Raw genomic sequence first — 15724 nt, 5'->3', positions numbered from 1 at the left:
CACGCGCACGCCGAAGGGCCCCGCACCGGACGAACCGGTGCGGGGCCCTTCGGCGTGCGCGGGGCGGATCAGACGGTGGTGACGACCTCGTCGTAGGCCAGGCGCGGCGAACGCGGGAACCAGGCGTCCTCGCCCGGCCGGCCGATGTTGACCACGGCCAGCACCGAGTGCTCGCCGTCCTCGAAGAACTCCTTGTTGATGCCGTCGGCGTCGAAGCCGGTCATCGGGCCGGCGGCCAGGCCGGCGGCGCGCACGCCGACGATGAAGTAGGCGGCCTGCAGGGCACCGTTCAGCGTGGCGGACTGCTCGCGGACGCTGCGCTCCGAGAAGAACAGGTCCTTGGCCTGCGGGAAGTGCGGGAGCTGGGTCGGCAGCTCCTCGTGGAACTCGTTGTCCACGGCCAGGATGGCGACCAGCGGGGCGGCGGCGGTCTTCTCCTTGTTGCCGTCCGCCATCTGCCGGACGAGGCGCTCGCGGCCCTCGGCCGAGCGGACCAGGACGACGCGCAGCGGCTGCTGGTTGAAGGCGGTCGGGCCGAACTTGACCAGCTCGTAGATGGCCCGGATCTGCTCCTCGGAGACCGGCTCGTCGGTGAAGGTGTTCGCGGTGCGGGCCTCGCGGAACAGCAGGTCCTGGGCGGCGGCGTCGAGTACCAGGGCGTCGGTGGTCATGCTTGTGCACCTCATGCGGAAAGGAGTTCGTCGGTGTGACCGGCCGCGGCCGATCACTTCCTCCAACATAGGTGAAGTTTCAACGATTCCCCAAGCGGGTGTGAGCTGCTTCACTCCCGCCCGGTTTCCAGCCGCCGCGCGGCCTCACTCCCCGCCCGGGCTCGCGCCCTCCTCGGCGGCCAGCGCGGCGTCCAGCCGGGCCCGGGCGCCGTCCAGCCAGCGCTGGCACACCTTCGCCAGCTGCTCGCCGCGCTCCCACAGGGCCAGCGACTCCTCCAGCGAGGTTCCGCCGTTCTCCAGCTGCCGGACGACGTCCAGCAGCGCGTCCCGGGCGTGCTCGTAGCCCAGCGCGTCGTCCGGGTTCGGCGCCGCCGCGTCCTGCTGTTCCTGCTGCTCTGCCATGCGTGCCAGCGTAGGGGCTCGGGCCGACACTCCCCAGCCCCGTCCGGCCGTGGTCAGGGCCTGCCTACCGGGCGTCCACGGTGACGTCGAGGCCGCCGCCCGCCACCCGGGCGTGCAGCCCCTCGCCGGGCGCGACCTGCGCCGGGTCTGTCACCACCGTGCCGTCCGCCCGCTGGAGCACCGCGTAGCCGCGCTCCAGGGTGGCCGCCGGGGAGAGCGCGACCACCCGGGCCAGGGTGTGCCCGAGGTCGCTCTGCGCGTGGTCCAGCCGGTGCCGCAGGGTGCGCCGGGCCCGCTCCAGCAGGCCGTCCACCTCCTGCCCGCGCCCGTCCAGCATCCGGTGCGGGGCGGCCAGCGCCGGACGGCTGCGCACCCCGTCCAGCCCGTGCTGCTCGCGCTCGACCCGGGACAGCACGTGCCGGCGGGCGCGGTCGCGCAGCTGGCGGATCTTCGCCAGCTCCTCGCCGACGTCCGGGACCACCCGTTTGGCCGCGTCGGTCGGGGTGGAGGCGCGCAGGTCGGCCACGAAGTCCAGCAGCGGCTGGTCCGGCTCGTGCCCGATCGCGCTCACCACCGGCGTACGGGCGGCCGCGACCAGCCGCACCAGCCCCTCGTCCGAGAACGGCAGCAGGTCCTCCACGCTGCCGCCGCCGCGGGCCACGACGATCACGTCGACCTCGGGGTGCTCGTCCAGCTCCCGCACGGCCGCGCACACCCGCTCCACCGCGCTGACCCCCTGCACCGGGACGTTGCGCACCTCGAAGCGGACGGCCGGCCAGCGCCGCCGGGCGTTCTCCAGGACGTCCCGCTCGGCGGCCGAACCGCGCCCGGTGACCAGCCCGACGCACTGCGGCAGGAACGGCAGAGGCTTCTTGCGCTCGGCCGCGAACAGGCCCTCCCCGGCGAGCCGCCGCTTCAGCTGCTCCAGCCGGGCCAGCAGCTCGCCCAGGCCCACCGGCCGGATCTCGGAGGCGCGCATCGACAGCTGCCCGCGCGCCGCGTACCACTCCGGCTTGGCGTGCACGACGACCCGCGCGCCCTCCTGCACCACGTCCGCGACCTGGTCGAACACCGAGCGGAAGCAGGTCACCGTGAGCGACACGTCGGCCTGGGGGTCGCGCAGGGTCAGGAACACCACGCCCGCGCCGGGGCGGCGGCTGAGCTGGGTGATCTGCCCCTCCACCCAGACCGCGCCGAGCCGGTCGATCCAGCCGCCGATCAGCGCGGAGACCTTGCCGACCGGGAGCGGCGCTTCGGGGGAGCTGGTGTTGGCCATGCGTACGAGGCTAGCGGCGCCGGCCGACACGGCTACGTCCGCCGCAACGGCGACAGCCGCGTCTACGGCCGTCGGCGCCCGCCGGCCCGGCCGGGGCCGCCGCTTCGGCCGCTCGCCCCCTGGACGGCGAGCACCGCCAGGCCGACCGCCAGCCAGACCAGCCCGACCAGCTGCGCGGTGGACGAGGCCTCGTACACCACCGCCCCGATCACCGCGATCCCCAGTACCGGCACGACCAGGTGCCGCAGCCACCGCCGCGAGCGGTGCCGCACCGCGTACCAGCCGATCACCGAGGCGTGCAGCAGCGCGAAGGCGGTCAGCGCGCCCACGTTCACCACCGAGGTGAGCTGGTCCAGCCCGTCGTCCCGGTCGGCCGCCCAGACCGCCGCCGCCATCGTGATCACCGCGGCCGTCAGCAGCGCCCGGCGCGGCACCGCGCTGGCCGGGTCGACCGAGCCGAGCGTCCGCGGCAGCCGGCCGTCCCGGGCCATCGCGAAGACCAGCCGGCCGGCCGCGGCCTGCCCGGCCAGGGCGGCGAAGGCCGCGCCGATCGCCTTGCTGGCCGCCACCAGCACGTGCAGCCAGTGCCCGACCCCGCTCTCCACGGTGTCGTAGAAGGCCGAGCCCTGGGCCGCCGGGTCCGCCGCGAGCTGCTGCGGGCCGGTCGGCTCCAGCAGCGCCGCCAGGTAGGTCTGGACGACGAACAGCACCCCGGCCAGCGCCAGGCACCAGAGCACCGCCCTGGCCACCGCCGCGGACGCGCCGACCGCCTCCTCCACGAAGGTGGCGATCGCGTCGAAGCCCAGGTAGGAGAGCACCGCGACGGACACCGCCGAGATCACCGCGGTCGGCGAGAACGCCCCGACGGCGGTGAACGGGGTGTCCCAACCGCGCCGGGGGCCGTCCTGGACCAGCGCCACCACGGCCGCGGTTGTGAACACCAGCAGCACCGCGATCTCCATCGCGAGCACCGCGAACCCGACCGCCGCCGCCGTCCGCACCCCGACCAGGTTGAGCGCGGTGGTCACCACCACCGCGAGCGCCGTCCAGACCCAGCGGGAGACGTCCGGCACCAGGGAGTTCAGCGCGATCCCGGAGAACAGGTAGGCCACTGCGGGGATCAGGAGGTAGTCGAGCATCGCCATCCACCCGGCGACGAAGCCCGGGCCCTCGCCCAGGCCGGCCCGCGCGTAGGCGAACACCGAGCCGGTCTGCGGCACCGCGCGCACCATCTCGGCGTACGAGAAGGCGGTGAAGCCCATCGCCACCGTCGCGGCCAGGTACACGGCGGCGACGGCGCCGTGGCTCCTGGCGTCCAGCACGCCGAACACGCCGACCGGGGCCATCGGGGCGATGAACAGCAGGCCGTAGACCATCAGATCGCGCACGCCCAGGCTGCGGCGCAGGCCGCTCGGCGTTGCCCGCTCGCTCACAGAGCTCATAGACACCACATTTTGAGCGGTATCGACCGAGTCCGCACGGAAAGCGTCCACTGTTGGCGCGGCTCCCCGGCCGGGGCGGCACGACCCGCCACCGCCCGTACGATGGAGCCATGTCCAAGACCGCGCAGCGCCGTGTCCTGCTCGCCGCCCCCCGGGGCTACTGCGCGGGAGTCGACCGCGCCGTGATCGCCGTGGAGAAGGCCCTGGAGCAGTACGGGGCGCCCATCTACGTCCGCAAGCAGATCGTCCACAACAAGTACGTGGTGCAGACCCTGGAGAAGAAGGGCGCGATCTTCGTCGACGAGACGGAGGAGGTGCCGCAGGGCGCGATCGTCGTCTTCTCCGCGCACGGCGTCGCACCGTCCGTCCACGACGAGGCGCGGGCCGGGAAGCTCGCCACCATCGACGCGACCTGCCCGCTCGTCACCAAGGTGCACAAGGAGGCCGTGCGCTTCGCCGACGAGGGCTTCGACATCCTGCTGGTGGGCCACGAGGGCCACGAGGAGGTCATCGGCACCATGGGCGAGGCCCCGGACCGGATCCACCTGGTGGACGGTGCCGAGGACGTCGCCAACGTGCGGGTCCGGGACGAGTCCAAGGTCGTCTGGCTGTCCCAGACCACCCTGTCCGTGGACGAGACCATGGCCACCGTCGGCGAGCTGAAGAAGCGCTTCCCCGCGCTGGTCAGCCCGCCCAGCGACGACATCTGCTACGCCACCCAGAACCGCCAGGTCGCGGTCAAGCAGCTGGCCGCGGAGACCGACCTGCTGATCGTGGTCGGCTCCAGGAACTCCTCCAACTCCGTCCGCCTGGTCGAGGTCGGCCTGGAGTACGGCGCCAAGGCCGCCCACCTGGTGGACTTCGCCGAGGAGATCCGCGAGGAGTGGCTGGAGGGCGTCACCACGGTCGGCCTGACCAGCGGCGCCTCGGTGCCGGAGATCCTGGTCGACGGCGTGCTGGAGTTCCTGGCCGCGCGCGGTTACGACACGGTCGAGACGGTCAAGACCGCCGAGGAGCACCTGACCTTCTCGCTGCCCAAGGAACTGCGCCGCGACCTGCGCGCCGAGGCGGCGGGCAAGCTCTGACCCCACCCGGAAGGCCCGGCACCCCCGACTCGGGGCGCCGGGCCTTCCGCTGTGCACGCCCCGGCGCGCTCTCGTAGCTTTGTGCACAGGGCTGTGGACAATCCACCGGCCGCGGACCGGCCCGGTCCGCGGCCGACGGCGGAGGGCGGACGTGATGACGGCGGTATTCGGCGTGGACATCGGCGGCTCGGGGATCAAGGGGGCGCCCGTCGACCTCGCCCGGGGCGTGCTCGTCGAGGAGCGCCACAAGGTGCTCACCCCGCAGCCGTCCGCGCCCGAGGCCGTGGTCGCCGCCGTCTGCGAGGTGGTCCGCCACTTCGACCACCACGGCCCGGTCGGGCTGACCTTCCCCGGCGTGGTGGTCGACGGCCGCACCAGAACGGCGGCCAACGTGGACAAGGGCTGGATCGACCTGGACGCGGCGGGTCTCTTCCGCGAGGCACTGGGGATGCCCGCGACCGTCCTGAACGACGCGGACGCGGCCGGCCTGGCCGAGCTGACGCACGGCGCCGGCCGGGGCGAGCCGGGCGTGGTCCTGGTGCTCACCTTCGGCACCGGCATCGGCAGCGCCCTGTTCGTGGACGGCACGCTGGTGCCCAACACCGAGCTGGGCCACCTGGAGCTGCGCGGCAAGGACGCCGAGCGCCGGGCCTCCTCGGCCGCCAAGGATCGGCACGGGCTGAACTGGGAGCAGTGGGCCGGGCGGGTGGACGACTACCTGGACCTGGTGGAGAGGCTGTTCTCGCCGCACCTGATCGTGATCGGCGGCGGGGTGAGCCGCAAGCACGAGAGGTTCCTGCCGCTGCTGAGGGACCGCGAGGCGCGCGTGGTGCCGGCGGAGCTGCGCAACGACGCGGGCATCGTCGGGGCCGCCATGGCGGCGGCCCGGGCGGAGGGCTGAGCGGGCCGGGCCCCGGGCTCGGCACTCGGTCCTCGGCTCAGGCCTCGCGGGAGGGCGGCGTCAGCGGGAGCGGTGGATCCGGCGCTGGGCGACGAACCGCGCGAGCACGATCAGCGCGGCCAGCCCGGTGCCGGAGAACAGCCAGCCGGCCCGCAGCGCCAGCCCGGTCGCCAGCGAGACCACCTGGGCGGTGACGCCCGGGGAGCTCACCGGTTCGAGCAGCAGCAGCGCGAGGGCGAAGGCGATCGGCCCGCTGATCGGTGCGGCCAGCAGGTCGACGTAGCGCACCCGGACGGCCAGCTGGAAGCAGACCGCCAGGTAGCCGAGGCCGAACACCCAGCCCAGGCCGTCGAACAGCAGCCGGTCCACGCCGGCCACCGCGAGCGTCGCCAGGACGGCGACCACCCCGGTGCCGACGGCCGTCAGCCGGGCCCGCCGGCCGGTGCGCCGCCGCCCGTCAGACGGTTCGTCGCCGCGCTGCCCGCCCAGCGGCACGCGCAGGCGCAGCCGGGGGCCGGCCGGGCTCTCGGTGGCCGCCGGGCGCGGCCGGGAGCCGCGCCCGGCGGGGGCCCCGGCGCTCTCGGGGGCCCGGCCCGGGCCGGGGACGGCGGCTGCGGCCCGGCCGGTCGGCGGACGGCGTCTGGGCCCTGGCGGCTGGGTACGGATGCTCTGCTCCACCCGCCCAACGTACGGTCCGATCATCGCCACACTGTGTAATGGACCGTTCAGGTCTTGCCCCGTGTCTTTGGGCGGAGTAGTGATGTGATCGTCGTTCAGGTCGGCTGACCTGCTCGGACGAGCCGACGAGCGATGACCACCGGATCCGTACACGGGCTTCCCGCGGGGGGACAACATGACCGATTTCACGTTCGAACGGTTCGATCACGTCCAGCTCGACATCCCGGCCGGCGCCGAGGACGAGTGCCGGGCGTTCTGGTCCGGCGTGCTCGGCATGGCCGAACTGCCGAAGCCGCCGGTGCCGGCCGCCCGGGGAGGCTGCTGGTTCCGGGGCGGCGGCGTCGAGGTGCACCTGGGCGTGACCCCGGACTTCCGCCCGTCCCGCAAGGGGCACCCGGGGATCCTGGTCCGCTCGCTGGACGCGCTCGCCGACCGCCTCACCGCGCACGGCCACCCGGTGGCCTGGGACGACAACCTGCCCGGCCACCGGCGCTTCTACGCCGACGACGCGCTGGGCAACCGGCTGGAGTTCCTGGAGCCCAGGGCGGCTGCGACCGAGGAGTGAGGCGCGGCGGAGGCTGCCCGTAGACTTGGGGGTCGGCCCGTACGGTGCCGACCCAACTCCTCCAAGCCCACGGGACTGCGCTTCATGTCGCTCACGATCGGAATCGTCGGCCTGCCGAACGTCGGCAAGTCGACCCTGTTCAACGCCCTGACCAAGAACGACGTGCTGGCGGCCAACTACCCGTTCGCCACCATCGAGCCGAACGTCGGCGTGGTCGGCGTCCCGGACGAGCGGCTGACCAAGCTCGCCGAGATCTTCGGCTCCCAGCGCATCCTCCCGGCGACCGTCGACTTCGTCGACATCGCCGGCATCGTGCGCGGCGCCAGCGAGGGTGAGGGCCTGGGCAACAAGTTCCTCGCCAACATCCGCGAGTCGGACGCGATCTGCCAGGTAGTGCGCGCCTTCACCGACCCGGACGTGGTGCACGTGGACGGCAAGGTGTCGCCCAAGGACGACATCGAGACCATCCACACCGAGCTGATCCTGGCCGACCTCCAGACCATCGAGAAGGTCCTGCCGCGACTCCAGAAGGAGGCGCGCCTCAAGAAGGACACCGCCCCCGTGCTGGCCGCCGCCGAGGCCGCGCAGGCGATCCTGGAGACCGGCAAGACCCTCTTCGAGGCGGGTTTCGACACCGCCCCGATCCGCGAGCTCCACCTGCTGACCGCCAAGCCCTTCCTCTACGTCTTCAACGTGGACGAGGACGAGCTGGCCGACGAGGACTTCAAGAACGCCCAGCGCCAGCTGGTCGCCCCGGCCGAGGCGATCTTCCTCAACGCCAAGATCGAGTCCGAGCTGATCGAGCTGGACGACGCCGAGGCCCTGGAGCTGCTCCAGTCCATGGGCCAGGAGGAGCCCGGCCTCGCCACCCTCGCCCGGGTCGGCTTCGACACCCTCGGCCTCCAGACCTACCTGACGGCCGGCCCGAAGGAAGCCCGCGCCTGGACCATCAAGAAGGGCGCCACCGCCCCCGAGGCCGCCGGAGTCATCCACACCGACTTCCAGAAGGGCTTCATCAAGGCCGAGGTCATCTCCTTCGCCGACCTGGTCGAGACCGGCTCCATCGCCGAGGCCCGCTCCAAGGGCAAGGCCCGCATCGAGGGCAAGGAGTACGTCATGCAGGACGGCGACGTCGTGGAGTTCCGCTTCAACGTGTGATCGTCTGATTGCTTTGAGTTGATGTGATCTGTCAAGTGTGCAGGTCAAGCGGGCCTTGCCTCTTCTGAGGCAAGGCCCGCTTCCATGCCCGTGCTGACTTGGTGCCGGGATTCGGCCCGCTGCTGCCCCCCCAGGGTCAAGCCGCGGCCACCAGCCTTCTCCTGGTGACGAGGCGGACGCGTGGTGACGGTCGCTGTGGGGAGGTGACTTCGCATGCTGAACGTTCTCGCTCTGCAGGAGCTGGACGAGGAGATCGTGGTCGAGGCCCCGATCAGTACCGTGAACATGTCGTGTGCCACTGAGGTGCCGATAATGGGGCAAGACCCGTTCCAAAGAGGCGAGTTCGGGGAGGCCGCGGTCAGTGCGGCCTCCCCGGCTCGTTCCGGCTCACGCTCCGATGGAGGTCAGCAAACGTGTCCGCGCCTTCCAGCCCTCCCGCCGGTCCGACGAGCATGCGCCGGCTGTTCGCCGCCGAGGTCCGGGCCTACCCCGGCAGAGTGGTGGCCGCGGCCCTGGCATGCGCCGTGACGGCCGCCGGGCTGGGCGCCGGCGCGCTGCTCTTCATCGGGGCCGGCCTCCCGGAGTACGAGAAGGACTCGGCGGCCTGGGCCGCCGCGCAGGACGCGCGGAACCTCCTGTCACTCCTGATGTCCATGCTGCTGATGTGCGCGGTGATGGTCATCGGATCCACCGTCTCGCTGTGGACGGGCCAACGGCTCTCCCAGTTCGCCGTGCTGCGCGCCCTGGGGGTCGGCGCGAACCGGTTGCGCGGGCTCGTCGCCTTCGACGTCGCGCGGCTCGGCCTGGTCTCGGCGGCGGTGGGCGCGGCCCTGGGCATGGTTCCGCTGGCGGGACTCGGCCGGAGCGTCCTCCTGGACCGCGGGCTGTTCCCGGCGGAGGCCTCGCTTCCCGCAACGGACCGGACGGTGTGGACGGCGGTGGCCGTCTGCCTCGCCACGGCGGGCGTGGGGGTGCTCGCGGCCCTGGCGAGCGTGCTGGCCGCGGGACGGGTCAGCCCCGGCACCCTGTTGCGGGACGCGGAGCTGTCCGTGGCCTGGTCCCGGCGCACGGCGCGCCTGGTGACCGGCCTGCTGCTGGCGACCCTGTGCGCCCCACTGCTGTTCGTCATGGCCTTCACGGACCTGCCCGCGACGCTCCGCGCCGCGATGGCACCAGGCGTCGCGCTGGTGGTGATCCCCGTGCTGGCCGTGCTGGCTCCCTGGATCGTGCCGCCGCTCATCCGTCCGGCCACCGTGCTGATGCGCCTGTTCGACCGCCGGGTGGGCCGCCTCGCCGCCGTGGGCCTGCGGGCCACACCCGCGCGGACGACGGCGATGGCGGTGCCGGTGCTCCTGTCGGTGGGCATCGCCGTGTCGTTGCTCGGGGCCGGGGCCACCATCGGGCAGGCGAAGCACCGGCAGGCGGAGGAGGGCCTGCGCGCGGCGGCGGTCGTCACGGCCGAGCCCGGGGCCCGGCTCCCGGTCGCGGCGCCGCCGGTCCCCGGCGGGACGGCGGTCCCGCTGGTGGCCACCGAGGTCACGCCTCCGCCCACCTGGTACGACGACCAGCCGGCGGCCACCAGCGCGTGGGGGGCCGACGGCGGCCCCCTGGCCCAGGTCCTGGACCTCAAGGTGCGGGAAGGCAGCATCTCCGACCTGCGGCAGGGCACCTTCGCCGCCGGTGCCATGCAGACCGACGGGCACCACTGGCGCCTGGGCCAGGAGGTGACGTTCGTCCTGGCGGACGGCTCCTCGCAGCCGCTGACCCTGGCCGCCGTCTACGAACGGGACCTGGCCTTCCCGGAGTTGGTGATTGCGCGGTCGACGGCGCTGGAACACACGCCGTCCGCCCGCGCCGATCGGATCCTGCTCACCGGCGGCACGGACAGCTGGCCGCGCGCGCAGGGCCAGAAGGTCGCCTCCCGCGCCGACCACCTCGCCGACCTCAGCCCGCGCAGCGCCGCCGACGACCTGGCCGTCCGGCTCATCGTGGCCGTCGTCGCGGGCTATGCGCTGTTGGCCGCCGCCAACACCAGCTCCCTCGCCCAGCGCGACCGGCGGGCGCAACGAGCGCACCTGCGGGCCCTGGGCCTCGGCCGGTTCCAGATGCTGCGCTGCGTGGTGTACGAGGCCGCGGGGGTGACGATCGTCGGTACGGCCCTCGCCGCCGTCACGGCGATCGTCTGCCTGGTCCCGTTGGCCCTGGTCCTGGGCACCGGTGCGATGCCGGCCTTCGACGTGCCCTGGACCGTGGGCGTGACCGTCGCCGCGGCTCTGGCGGTGGCCGTCCCCGCGGTCATGACGGCCCATCCGATGTCCGGCGTCCAACGGCAGTTCGCCAGGAGGCTGGCATGAGGGTCCCTGGGCATCGTGCTCGCCCGACTGCCGGCCGGCGTGCTCGCGGACCGCTACGAGCGCAGGACCCTGCTGCTCGGCTGCGACGCGGCGGTCGCCCTGGTGCTCGGAGTCCTCGCCCTGCTCGACCCGTGCACCCGGATCCTGCTGGAGCACGCCGCCGCGTCCGGCTGCCGTGAGGCCTCGGCCGGGTGCGCCCGGACGCTGCGGACCGACTCGACGGCCGGGCGCGTACCCGTACCGGTCCGTACCCGGACCGGTACGGCGTTGCCGGGGTCAGGCGACCGTGGCGGTGAGGAGGCCGTCGGGGGTGGTGGTGACGGTGACGGCGGTGAGGGTGTCGGCGTGGGCGTCCGGGTGGTGGGGGAGGGCGCGCGGGCCGATGCCGATGACGCGGACGCCGGCGGCCCTGGCGGCGGCGATGCCGGCGCCGGAGTCCTCGAAGGCGAGGCAGTCGGCGGGGGCGAAGCCGAGGGCGGCGGCGCCCTTGAGGAAGCCCTCGGGGTCGGGCTTGCTCGCGCCGACGGACTCGGCGGTGATCAGGACGGGCGGCAGCGGCAGGCCGGCGGCGGCCATCCGGACCCGGGCGAGCGGCTGGTCGGCGGAGGTGACCAGGGCGTGCGGGAGCCCGGCCAGCGAGGCGAGGAAGGCGGCGGCGCCGGGCACCGGCACGACGCCCTCGGTGTCGGCGCGCTCCTCGTCGAGCATCCGCTCGTTGTCGGCCAGGTTGAGTTCGGCCGGGCGCTCGGGCAGTAGGGCGGCCATGGTCGCGTGGCCCTGGCGGCCGTGGGCGACGGCGAGCACCTCGGCCGGGTCCAGGCCGTGCCGCCCGGCCCAGCGGCTCCAGCAGCGCTCGACCACGGCGTCGGAGTCGACGAGCGTCCCGTCCATGTCGAGGAGGACGGCGCGGGCGGTCAGGCGGACGGGGGTGGCGGGCACGGGGCGGCTCCTCGGGGAGTGCGGCGACGGGAGAGCCGGAGGACGCGAGCTCTTTGTTTCGAAATGATACAAAAAGTCAGCCGAGCAGGTGGGCGTTGACCGCCCGGGCCTCCTCGGCCGGCTCCGGCAGCTCCACCACCTCGACCCCGGCCGCCGTCAGCAGTGCGGTGCCCTGGCAGTCGGTGACGAACAGGTCCGGCTCGCGCCAGGCGACCACCACCCGCGGCACGCCCGCCGCGACGAGCAGCCGGGCGCACGGCACCGGCCGCGAGGCGCGCTGCCCGCAGGGCTCCAGTGAGCTGTAGACGGTCGCCCCCCGCAGCCGCGGATCGCCCGCCGGGAGCTTGGCCAGGGCCGCCTCCTCGGCGTGGTCGTGCGGGTCCGTCTCCCGGCTGTAGCCCTCCGCCAGTACCGTGCCGTCGGCGCCGACGATCACCGCGCCGACCGAGAAGGCCGTCTCCGACGGCGGGCAGCGGCGGGAGAGCTCGACGGCCCGGCGCAGGTGGTCGAGGTCGGTGGACGCGGACTGGGTCACGGCGCGGGCTCCTTCGGGGCGTACCTGAGCAGGACGACGTCGCCCACGGTACGTGCCTCCAGCAGCCGCATCCGCCGGGTCGGCCCGCCCGGGAACGCGGCCGGACGGACGAACCGCGGCGCCTCGGCCTGACCGACCAGCAGCGGGGCGACGGCCAGCTGGAGTTCGTCCGCCAGGCCCCGGGCCAGGAACTGGGTGTGCACGCCCCCGCCGCCCTCGACCATCAGCCGGCGCACCCCGCGGGCGCCCAGGTCGTCCAGCACCGCGCCGAGGTCCACCGTCTCGCCCAGCGCGACCACCTCGGCCAGCCCGTCCAGCCGGGGCCGGAGCGCCGCCGCCCCGCAGTCCGTGGTGTACGCGAGCCGGGCGCCGCCGGTGTGCCAGAACCGCAGGCCGGCGTCAAGGTCGCCGCTCGCGCTGAGGGTCACCTTCAGCGGGTACTCGGGCCGGCCCGCCGCCAGCCGGGCCTCCCGGCGCCCCGGGTCGTCGACCAGCAGCCGGGGGTTGTCGACGCGCAGGGTGTTGCCGCCGACCAGGATCGCGTCGGCGGCGGCGCGCTCCTCGTCGACCCGGTCGAAGTCGGCGGCGTTGGAGAGCAGCAGCCGGTCGGGGGAAGCGTCGTCGAGGTGGCCGTCGAGCGAGACGGCGGCGCTCAGCAGGACGAAGGGGCGCGGGCCGGGCATGGGCGGGGACCGTTCTGTCGGGGGCGCCTCCACGGTACGGCGGCCGGGATCCGGTCGGGCGGACCGGGCCCCTGGTGGTCGGAATATGAGACGGATCTTCTCGCGATGCGGGACTGGGAGTAGCGTCGGGAGTACCGGGACCGACCACACCCAGGGGGGACCTCATGACCGGACCGCGGCCCGCCGCCGTCTACACCCATGGCCACCAGGAGGCCGTGCTGCGCTCGCACCGCTCCCGCACCGCCGCCGACTCGGCCGGCTACCTGCTGCCCGAACTGCAGCCCGGGCAGGCCCTGTTGGACGTCGGCTGCGGGCCCGGCACGATCACCGCGGACCTGGCCGGGCTGGTCGGCCCGCAGGGACGGGTGGTGGCCGTGGACACCTCCGCCGAGGTGTTGGAGCAGGCCGCCGGACACACCGCCGGGCGGGGCCTGGCCAACGTCGTCTTCGAGCGCGCCGACGTCCATCGACTGCCGTACCGGGACGGTGAGTTCGACGTGGTGCACGCCCACCAGGTGCTCCAGCACGTGGCCGACCCGGTGGCCGCGCTGCGCGAGCTGCGGCGGGTGACGGCACCGGGCGGCGTGGTCGCGGTCCGCGACGTCGACTACGCCTCGATGACCTGGTTCCCGGAGGTCCCCGCGCTGGACCGGTGGCTGGAGCTGTACCGACGGGCCGCCCGCGCCAACGGCGGCGAGCCGGACGCCGGCCGACGGCTGCTGTCCTGGGCCCGCGCGGCCGGTTTCACCGAGGTCACCGCGAGCGCCTCCACCTGGACGTTCGCGACGCCCGAGCAGCGCGCCTGGTGGGGCGGGATGTGGGCGGACCGGGTGACGGGCACCGCGCTGGGCCGGACGGCCGTCGGGCTGGGCCTCGCGGACCGGGACGAGCTGGACCGGATCGCGGACGGCTGGCGGGAGTGGAGCGCCGCCGGGGACGGCTGGTTCTCGATGCTGCACGGCGAGGTCCTGGCCCGCGGCTGAGCCGGGGGAGGGCGGGCCGGAAAGAGTGGACGGACGTTCGGAAAGATCGGGTAAAGTCGCGCGACCGTTCAGATTCGGGCCCGTTCGGGTCCGAGCCATGGTGCCGAGCGCCGAGCCGATGCCCGTTCCGGCGGGGTGGGGAGTCCACGTGTCCAAGCCTGAGTCCGAGCCGCCCGTCCCGGGGCCGGAGGCGGAGACTGCGGTGGCGGCGGAAACGGAATCGGGAACGGAAACGGCGGCGGCGCCGGAGACGCCGGCAGCCGGCCAGGACCCGCGAGTGGACTTCCGCAAGGACACCGCCGAGCCCGCACGGCCCGCCGAGTCCGGTGCCGAGCCCGTCCCGGCCGGTGCCGAGCCCGCGCGGCCCGCCGGCCCCTGGGCCGCACCCGACCTCTCCGCCGGCCCGCCCGCGACCCCGCCCACCGCCACCGCCCCCGCCACCGCCCCGGGCCCGACCGAGGCATCGACCGCGGCCCCGGCCCCGCAGGCCGTCCCGCCGTCGGCCGCCCCGCCCCAGCCGCCGCACCCGCTGCCCGCCGGCGGCTGGGCCTCCGTCACCCCCGCCGCCCAGTCCGGCTTCCAGCCGGGCAACCCGTACGCTCCGACCCACGGCCCGGTCCCGGCCGGCGCCCCCCTCCCCGGATTCGCCCCGGGGTTCGCGCCCGGTCCCGGCCCCGCCCCCACCAACGGTTTCGCCGTCGGCTCCCTGGTCACCGGCCTGCTCCTGGTGGCCCCGGTGGCCCTGGTGTTCGGCATCCTCGCGCTGGTCCAGATCAACCGCCGCAAGGAGCGCGGCACCGGCATGGCGGTGACCGGCCTGGTGCTGGGCACGGTCGGCACGGTGCTGCTGGCCCTCATGCTCGGTGCGGCCGACTTCAGCTCGGCGCGGGCCGGCCGCTACGGCCAGGTCCCGAAGGCGCCGGCCGGCTCGGTGCACTGGTCGGACCTCAAGGCCGGCGACTGCTACGACTCGCCCGAGGACGGTTCGACGGTCGACGGGAACGGCGACGCGAAGGTGTACTGGGTGAACCGGGTGGCCTGCGCCAAGCCGCACCACGGCGAGGTGGCGGGCACCGCCGACCTCCTGGACAAGGCCGGCCCGTACCCGGGCGAGGACGCGGTCCGCAAGATGTCCGTCCGGCTGTGCCGCACGGTGCTGGACTCCTACGCGCTCGACCAGTGGGCCGTCCCGGACGGCATGGACGACGTCTACCTCTACCCGACCGCGAAGAACTGGGCGGCCGGCGACCGGTACGTCACCTGCGCCTTCGAGGACGCCGAGGACCGGCACCAGGGGACGGTCCGCACCGACCGGAGCCGCCTGACCGCGCCGCAGCTGGCCTACCTGGAGGCCGCCCGGAGCTTCAACGACGACTACCTGGACGAGCCGGAGCGGGACGTCTCCGAGGCCGAGGCCGACTACCGGGCCTGGGCCCGCCGGGTGGCCTCCGCCTCCCGGGCCCAGGCAGCGGCGCTGGGCCGGACGGGGGTGGCCTGGCCGCTCGACGTCCAGCCGATGATCGCCAAGCTGGCCGAGGCCAAGGCACAGGCGGCCGCCGCCTGGGACGCCGCGGCCTCCGGCACCGACCTGGCCGGTGACCTCCGCCGGGCCAGGGCGGCGGAGGCCAGGTCGGCCCCGACGATCCTGGAGATCCGCCGCGGGCTGGGCCTGTCGACCGGCGAGCAGGCACCCGACCTGCGGGTCTGAGCGGCCGCCTATCCGGTTACCGGGCGTTGACCTCGCCCGTACCCGCCGGTAACCCGCCGACCGTACGGTCGTGAGCGCGTCCCCGGCCCGACCCCCACGCGAGCCGGGGACCGTCCCGTCCCGGGATGGTCCCGGTACCCTCCCGCCATGGGCACCCACCGGGTCATGCGGCAGGACGACAACGGCAACCGCTTCGTGGTCGCCAAGGGCCTCGACCCGGCCGAGGCCCGACGGCTGGCCGCCGAGTTCGAGGCCCGCGGCCACAAGCAGATGTACTGGGTCGAAGCGGACGCGGAGGCCCGGCCGGACGCGGCGGACGGGACGGTCCGCAACGCCTGAACCCG

Annotated in this window: 14 protein-coding genes and 1 pseudogene; 8 read left to right on the top strand and 7 right to left on the bottom strand. The window is 74.4% G+C overall.

Going from position 1 to position 15724, the window contains the following annotated elements; genetic code table 11:
* Positions 1-68: 68 nt before the first annotated feature.
* From ACWDBB_RS21540 to ACWDBB_RS21525, 4 genes are all read right to left on the bottom strand, one after another.
* Positions 69-671 carry a malonic semialdehyde reductase gene (locus ACWDBB_RS21540; RefSeq protein WP_449791146.1) on the bottom strand — a complete coding sequence of 201 codons (603 nt, stop codon included), beginning with the start codon at positions 669-671 and terminating at the stop codon, positions 69-71.
* Between the two features lie 144 nt (positions 672-815).
* Positions 816-1073, bottom strand: a complete 258-nt coding sequence (locus ACWDBB_RS21535) for an exodeoxyribonuclease VII small subunit (protein WP_449791145.1) — start codon at positions 1071-1073, stop codon at positions 816-818.
* A gap of 64 nt (positions 1074-1137) precedes the next feature.
* Complete coding sequence (xseA, locus tag ACWDBB_RS21530) at positions 1138-2349, bottom strand: exodeoxyribonuclease VII large subunit (protein WP_449791144.1); 1212 nt, start codon at positions 2347-2349, stop codon at positions 1138-1140.
* A gap of 62 nt (positions 2350-2411) precedes the next feature.
* On the bottom strand, positions 2412-3791 hold the full coding sequence (locus ACWDBB_RS21525; RefSeq protein WP_449791143.1) for an APC family permease: 1380 nt from the start codon (positions 3789-3791) through the stop codon (positions 2412-2414).
* A 110-nt stretch (positions 3792-3901) separates the two neighbouring features.
* Here ACWDBB_RS21525 and ACWDBB_RS21520 point away from each other — a divergent pair, with 110 nt between their 5' ends.
* The gene (locus ACWDBB_RS21520; RefSeq protein WP_392873704.1) at positions 3902-4876 is read left to right on the top strand and encodes a 4-hydroxy-3-methylbut-2-enyl diphosphate reductase; all 975 of its coding nucleotides are present in this window, start codon (positions 3902-3904) and stop codon (positions 4874-4876) included.
* Positions 4877-5030: 154 nt separating this feature from the next.
* Entirely contained in the window at positions 5031-5777 is a 747-nt protein-coding gene (gene ppgK / locus ACWDBB_RS21515) for a polyphosphate--glucose phosphotransferase (protein ID WP_449791142.1), read from the top strand.
* Positions 5778-5837: 60 nt separating this feature from the next.
* Here the strand turns inward: ppgK and ACWDBB_RS21510 are convergent, their stop codons facing one another.
* Positions 5838-6455 carry a DUF6542 domain-containing protein gene (locus ACWDBB_RS21510; RefSeq protein WP_449791141.1) on the bottom strand — a complete coding sequence of 206 codons (618 nt, stop codon included), beginning with the start codon at positions 6453-6455 and terminating at the stop codon, positions 5838-5840.
* A gap of 175 nt (positions 6456-6630) precedes the next feature.
* Here ACWDBB_RS21510 and ACWDBB_RS21505 point away from each other — a divergent pair, with 175 nt between their 5' ends.
* From ACWDBB_RS21505 to ACWDBB_RS21495, 3 genes are all read left to right on the top strand, one after another.
* Positions 6631-7020 (top strand): glyoxalase, encoded by a 390-nt coding sequence (locus ACWDBB_RS21505; RefSeq protein ID WP_449791140.1) that lies wholly within the window; start codon positions 6631-6633, stop codon positions 7018-7020.
* 84 nt (positions 7021-7104) lie between these two features.
* Positions 7105-8178, top strand: coding sequence for a redox-regulated ATPase YchF (gene ychF / locus ACWDBB_RS21500; RefSeq protein ID WP_449791139.1), 1074 nt, complete (start codon positions 7105-7107; stop codon positions 8176-8178).
* A 413-nt stretch (positions 8179-8591) separates the two neighbouring features.
* On the top strand, positions 8592-10532 hold the full coding sequence (locus ACWDBB_RS21495; protein WP_449791138.1) for an FtsX-like permease family protein: 1941 nt from the start codon (positions 8592-8594) through the stop codon (positions 10530-10532).
* A 276-nt stretch (positions 10533-10808) separates the two neighbouring features.
* Here the strand turns inward: ACWDBB_RS21495 and ACWDBB_RS21490 are convergent, their stop codons facing one another.
* Together ACWDBB_RS21490 and ACWDBB_RS21485 are read right to left on the bottom strand one after the other, a co-directional pair.
* On the bottom strand, positions 10809-11471 hold the full coding sequence (locus ACWDBB_RS21490; protein ID WP_449791137.1) for an HAD-IA family hydrolase: 663 nt from the start codon (positions 11469-11471) through the stop codon (positions 10809-10811).
* A 76-nt stretch (positions 11472-11547) separates the two neighbouring features.
* Positions 11548-12689 (bottom strand): annotated as a pseudogene (locus tag ACWDBB_RS21485) (dihydrofolate reductase family protein).
* A gap of 164 nt (positions 12690-12853) precedes the next feature.
* Here ACWDBB_RS21485 and ACWDBB_RS21480 point away from each other — a divergent pair.
* The 3 genes from ACWDBB_RS21480 (at position 12854) to ACWDBB_RS21470 (ending at position 15719) form a co-directional block, all read left to right on the top strand.
* A complete protein-coding gene (locus tag ACWDBB_RS21480) occupies positions 12854-13672 on the top strand; it encodes a methyltransferase domain-containing protein (RefSeq protein WP_449791136.1) in 819 nt (272 codons plus the stop codon).
* A 277-nt stretch (positions 13673-13949) separates the two neighbouring features.
* On the top strand, positions 13950-15380 hold the full coding sequence (locus ACWDBB_RS21475) for a DUF4190 domain-containing protein (RefSeq protein WP_449791135.1): 1431 nt from the start codon (positions 13950-13952) through the stop codon (positions 15378-15380).
* Between the two features lie 147 nt (positions 15381-15527).
* The gene (locus ACWDBB_RS21470) at positions 15528-15719 is read left to right on the top strand and encodes an SPOR domain-containing protein (RefSeq protein ID WP_449791134.1); all 192 of its coding nucleotides are present in this window, start codon (positions 15528-15530) and stop codon (positions 15717-15719) included.
* Positions 15720-15724: the final 5 nt, after the last annotated feature.

Source organism: Kitasatospora sp. NPDC001095, from assembly GCF_053598615.1.
This window is presented reverse-complemented; position numbering and strand designations above follow the sequence as displayed.

Excerpts from the sequence above, each read along its gene's own strand:
- ACWDBB_RS21540 (WP_449791146.1), bottom strand. The coding sequence starts at position 671 with ATGACCACCGACGCCCTGGTACTCGACGCCGCCGCCCAGGACCTGCTG.
- ACWDBB_RS21535 (WP_449791145.1), bottom strand. The coding sequence starts at position 1,073 with ATGGCAGAGCAGCAGGAACAGCAGGACGCGGCGGCGCCGAACCCGGAC.
- xseA (WP_449791144.1), bottom strand. The coding sequence starts at position 2,349 with ATGGCCAACACCAGCTCCCCCGAAGCGCCGCTCCCGGTCGGCAAGGTC.
- ACWDBB_RS21525 (WP_449791143.1), bottom strand. The coding sequence starts at position 3,791 with ATGAGCTCTGTGAGCGAGCGGGCAACGCCGAGCGGCCTGCGCCGCAGC.
- ACWDBB_RS21520 (WP_392873704.1), top strand. The coding sequence starts at position 3,902 with ATGTCCAAGACCGCGCAGCGCCGTGTCCTGCTCGCCGCCCCCCGGGGC.
- ppgK (WP_449791142.1), top strand. The coding sequence starts at position 5,031 with ATGACGGCGGTATTCGGCGTGGACATCGGCGGCTCGGGGATCAAGGGG.
- ACWDBB_RS21505 (WP_449791140.1), top strand. The coding sequence starts at position 6,631 with ATGACCGATTTCACGTTCGAACGGTTCGATCACGTCCAGCTCGACATC.
- ychF (WP_449791139.1), top strand. The coding sequence starts at position 7,105 with ATGTCGCTCACGATCGGAATCGTCGGCCTGCCGAACGTCGGCAAGTCG.
- ACWDBB_RS21480 (WP_449791136.1), top strand. The coding sequence starts at position 12,854 with ATGACCGGACCGCGGCCCGCCGCCGTCTACACCCATGGCCACCAGGAG.
- ACWDBB_RS21470 (WP_449791134.1), top strand. The coding sequence starts at position 15,528 with ATGGGCACCCACCGGGTCATGCGGCAGGACGACAACGGCAACCGCTTC.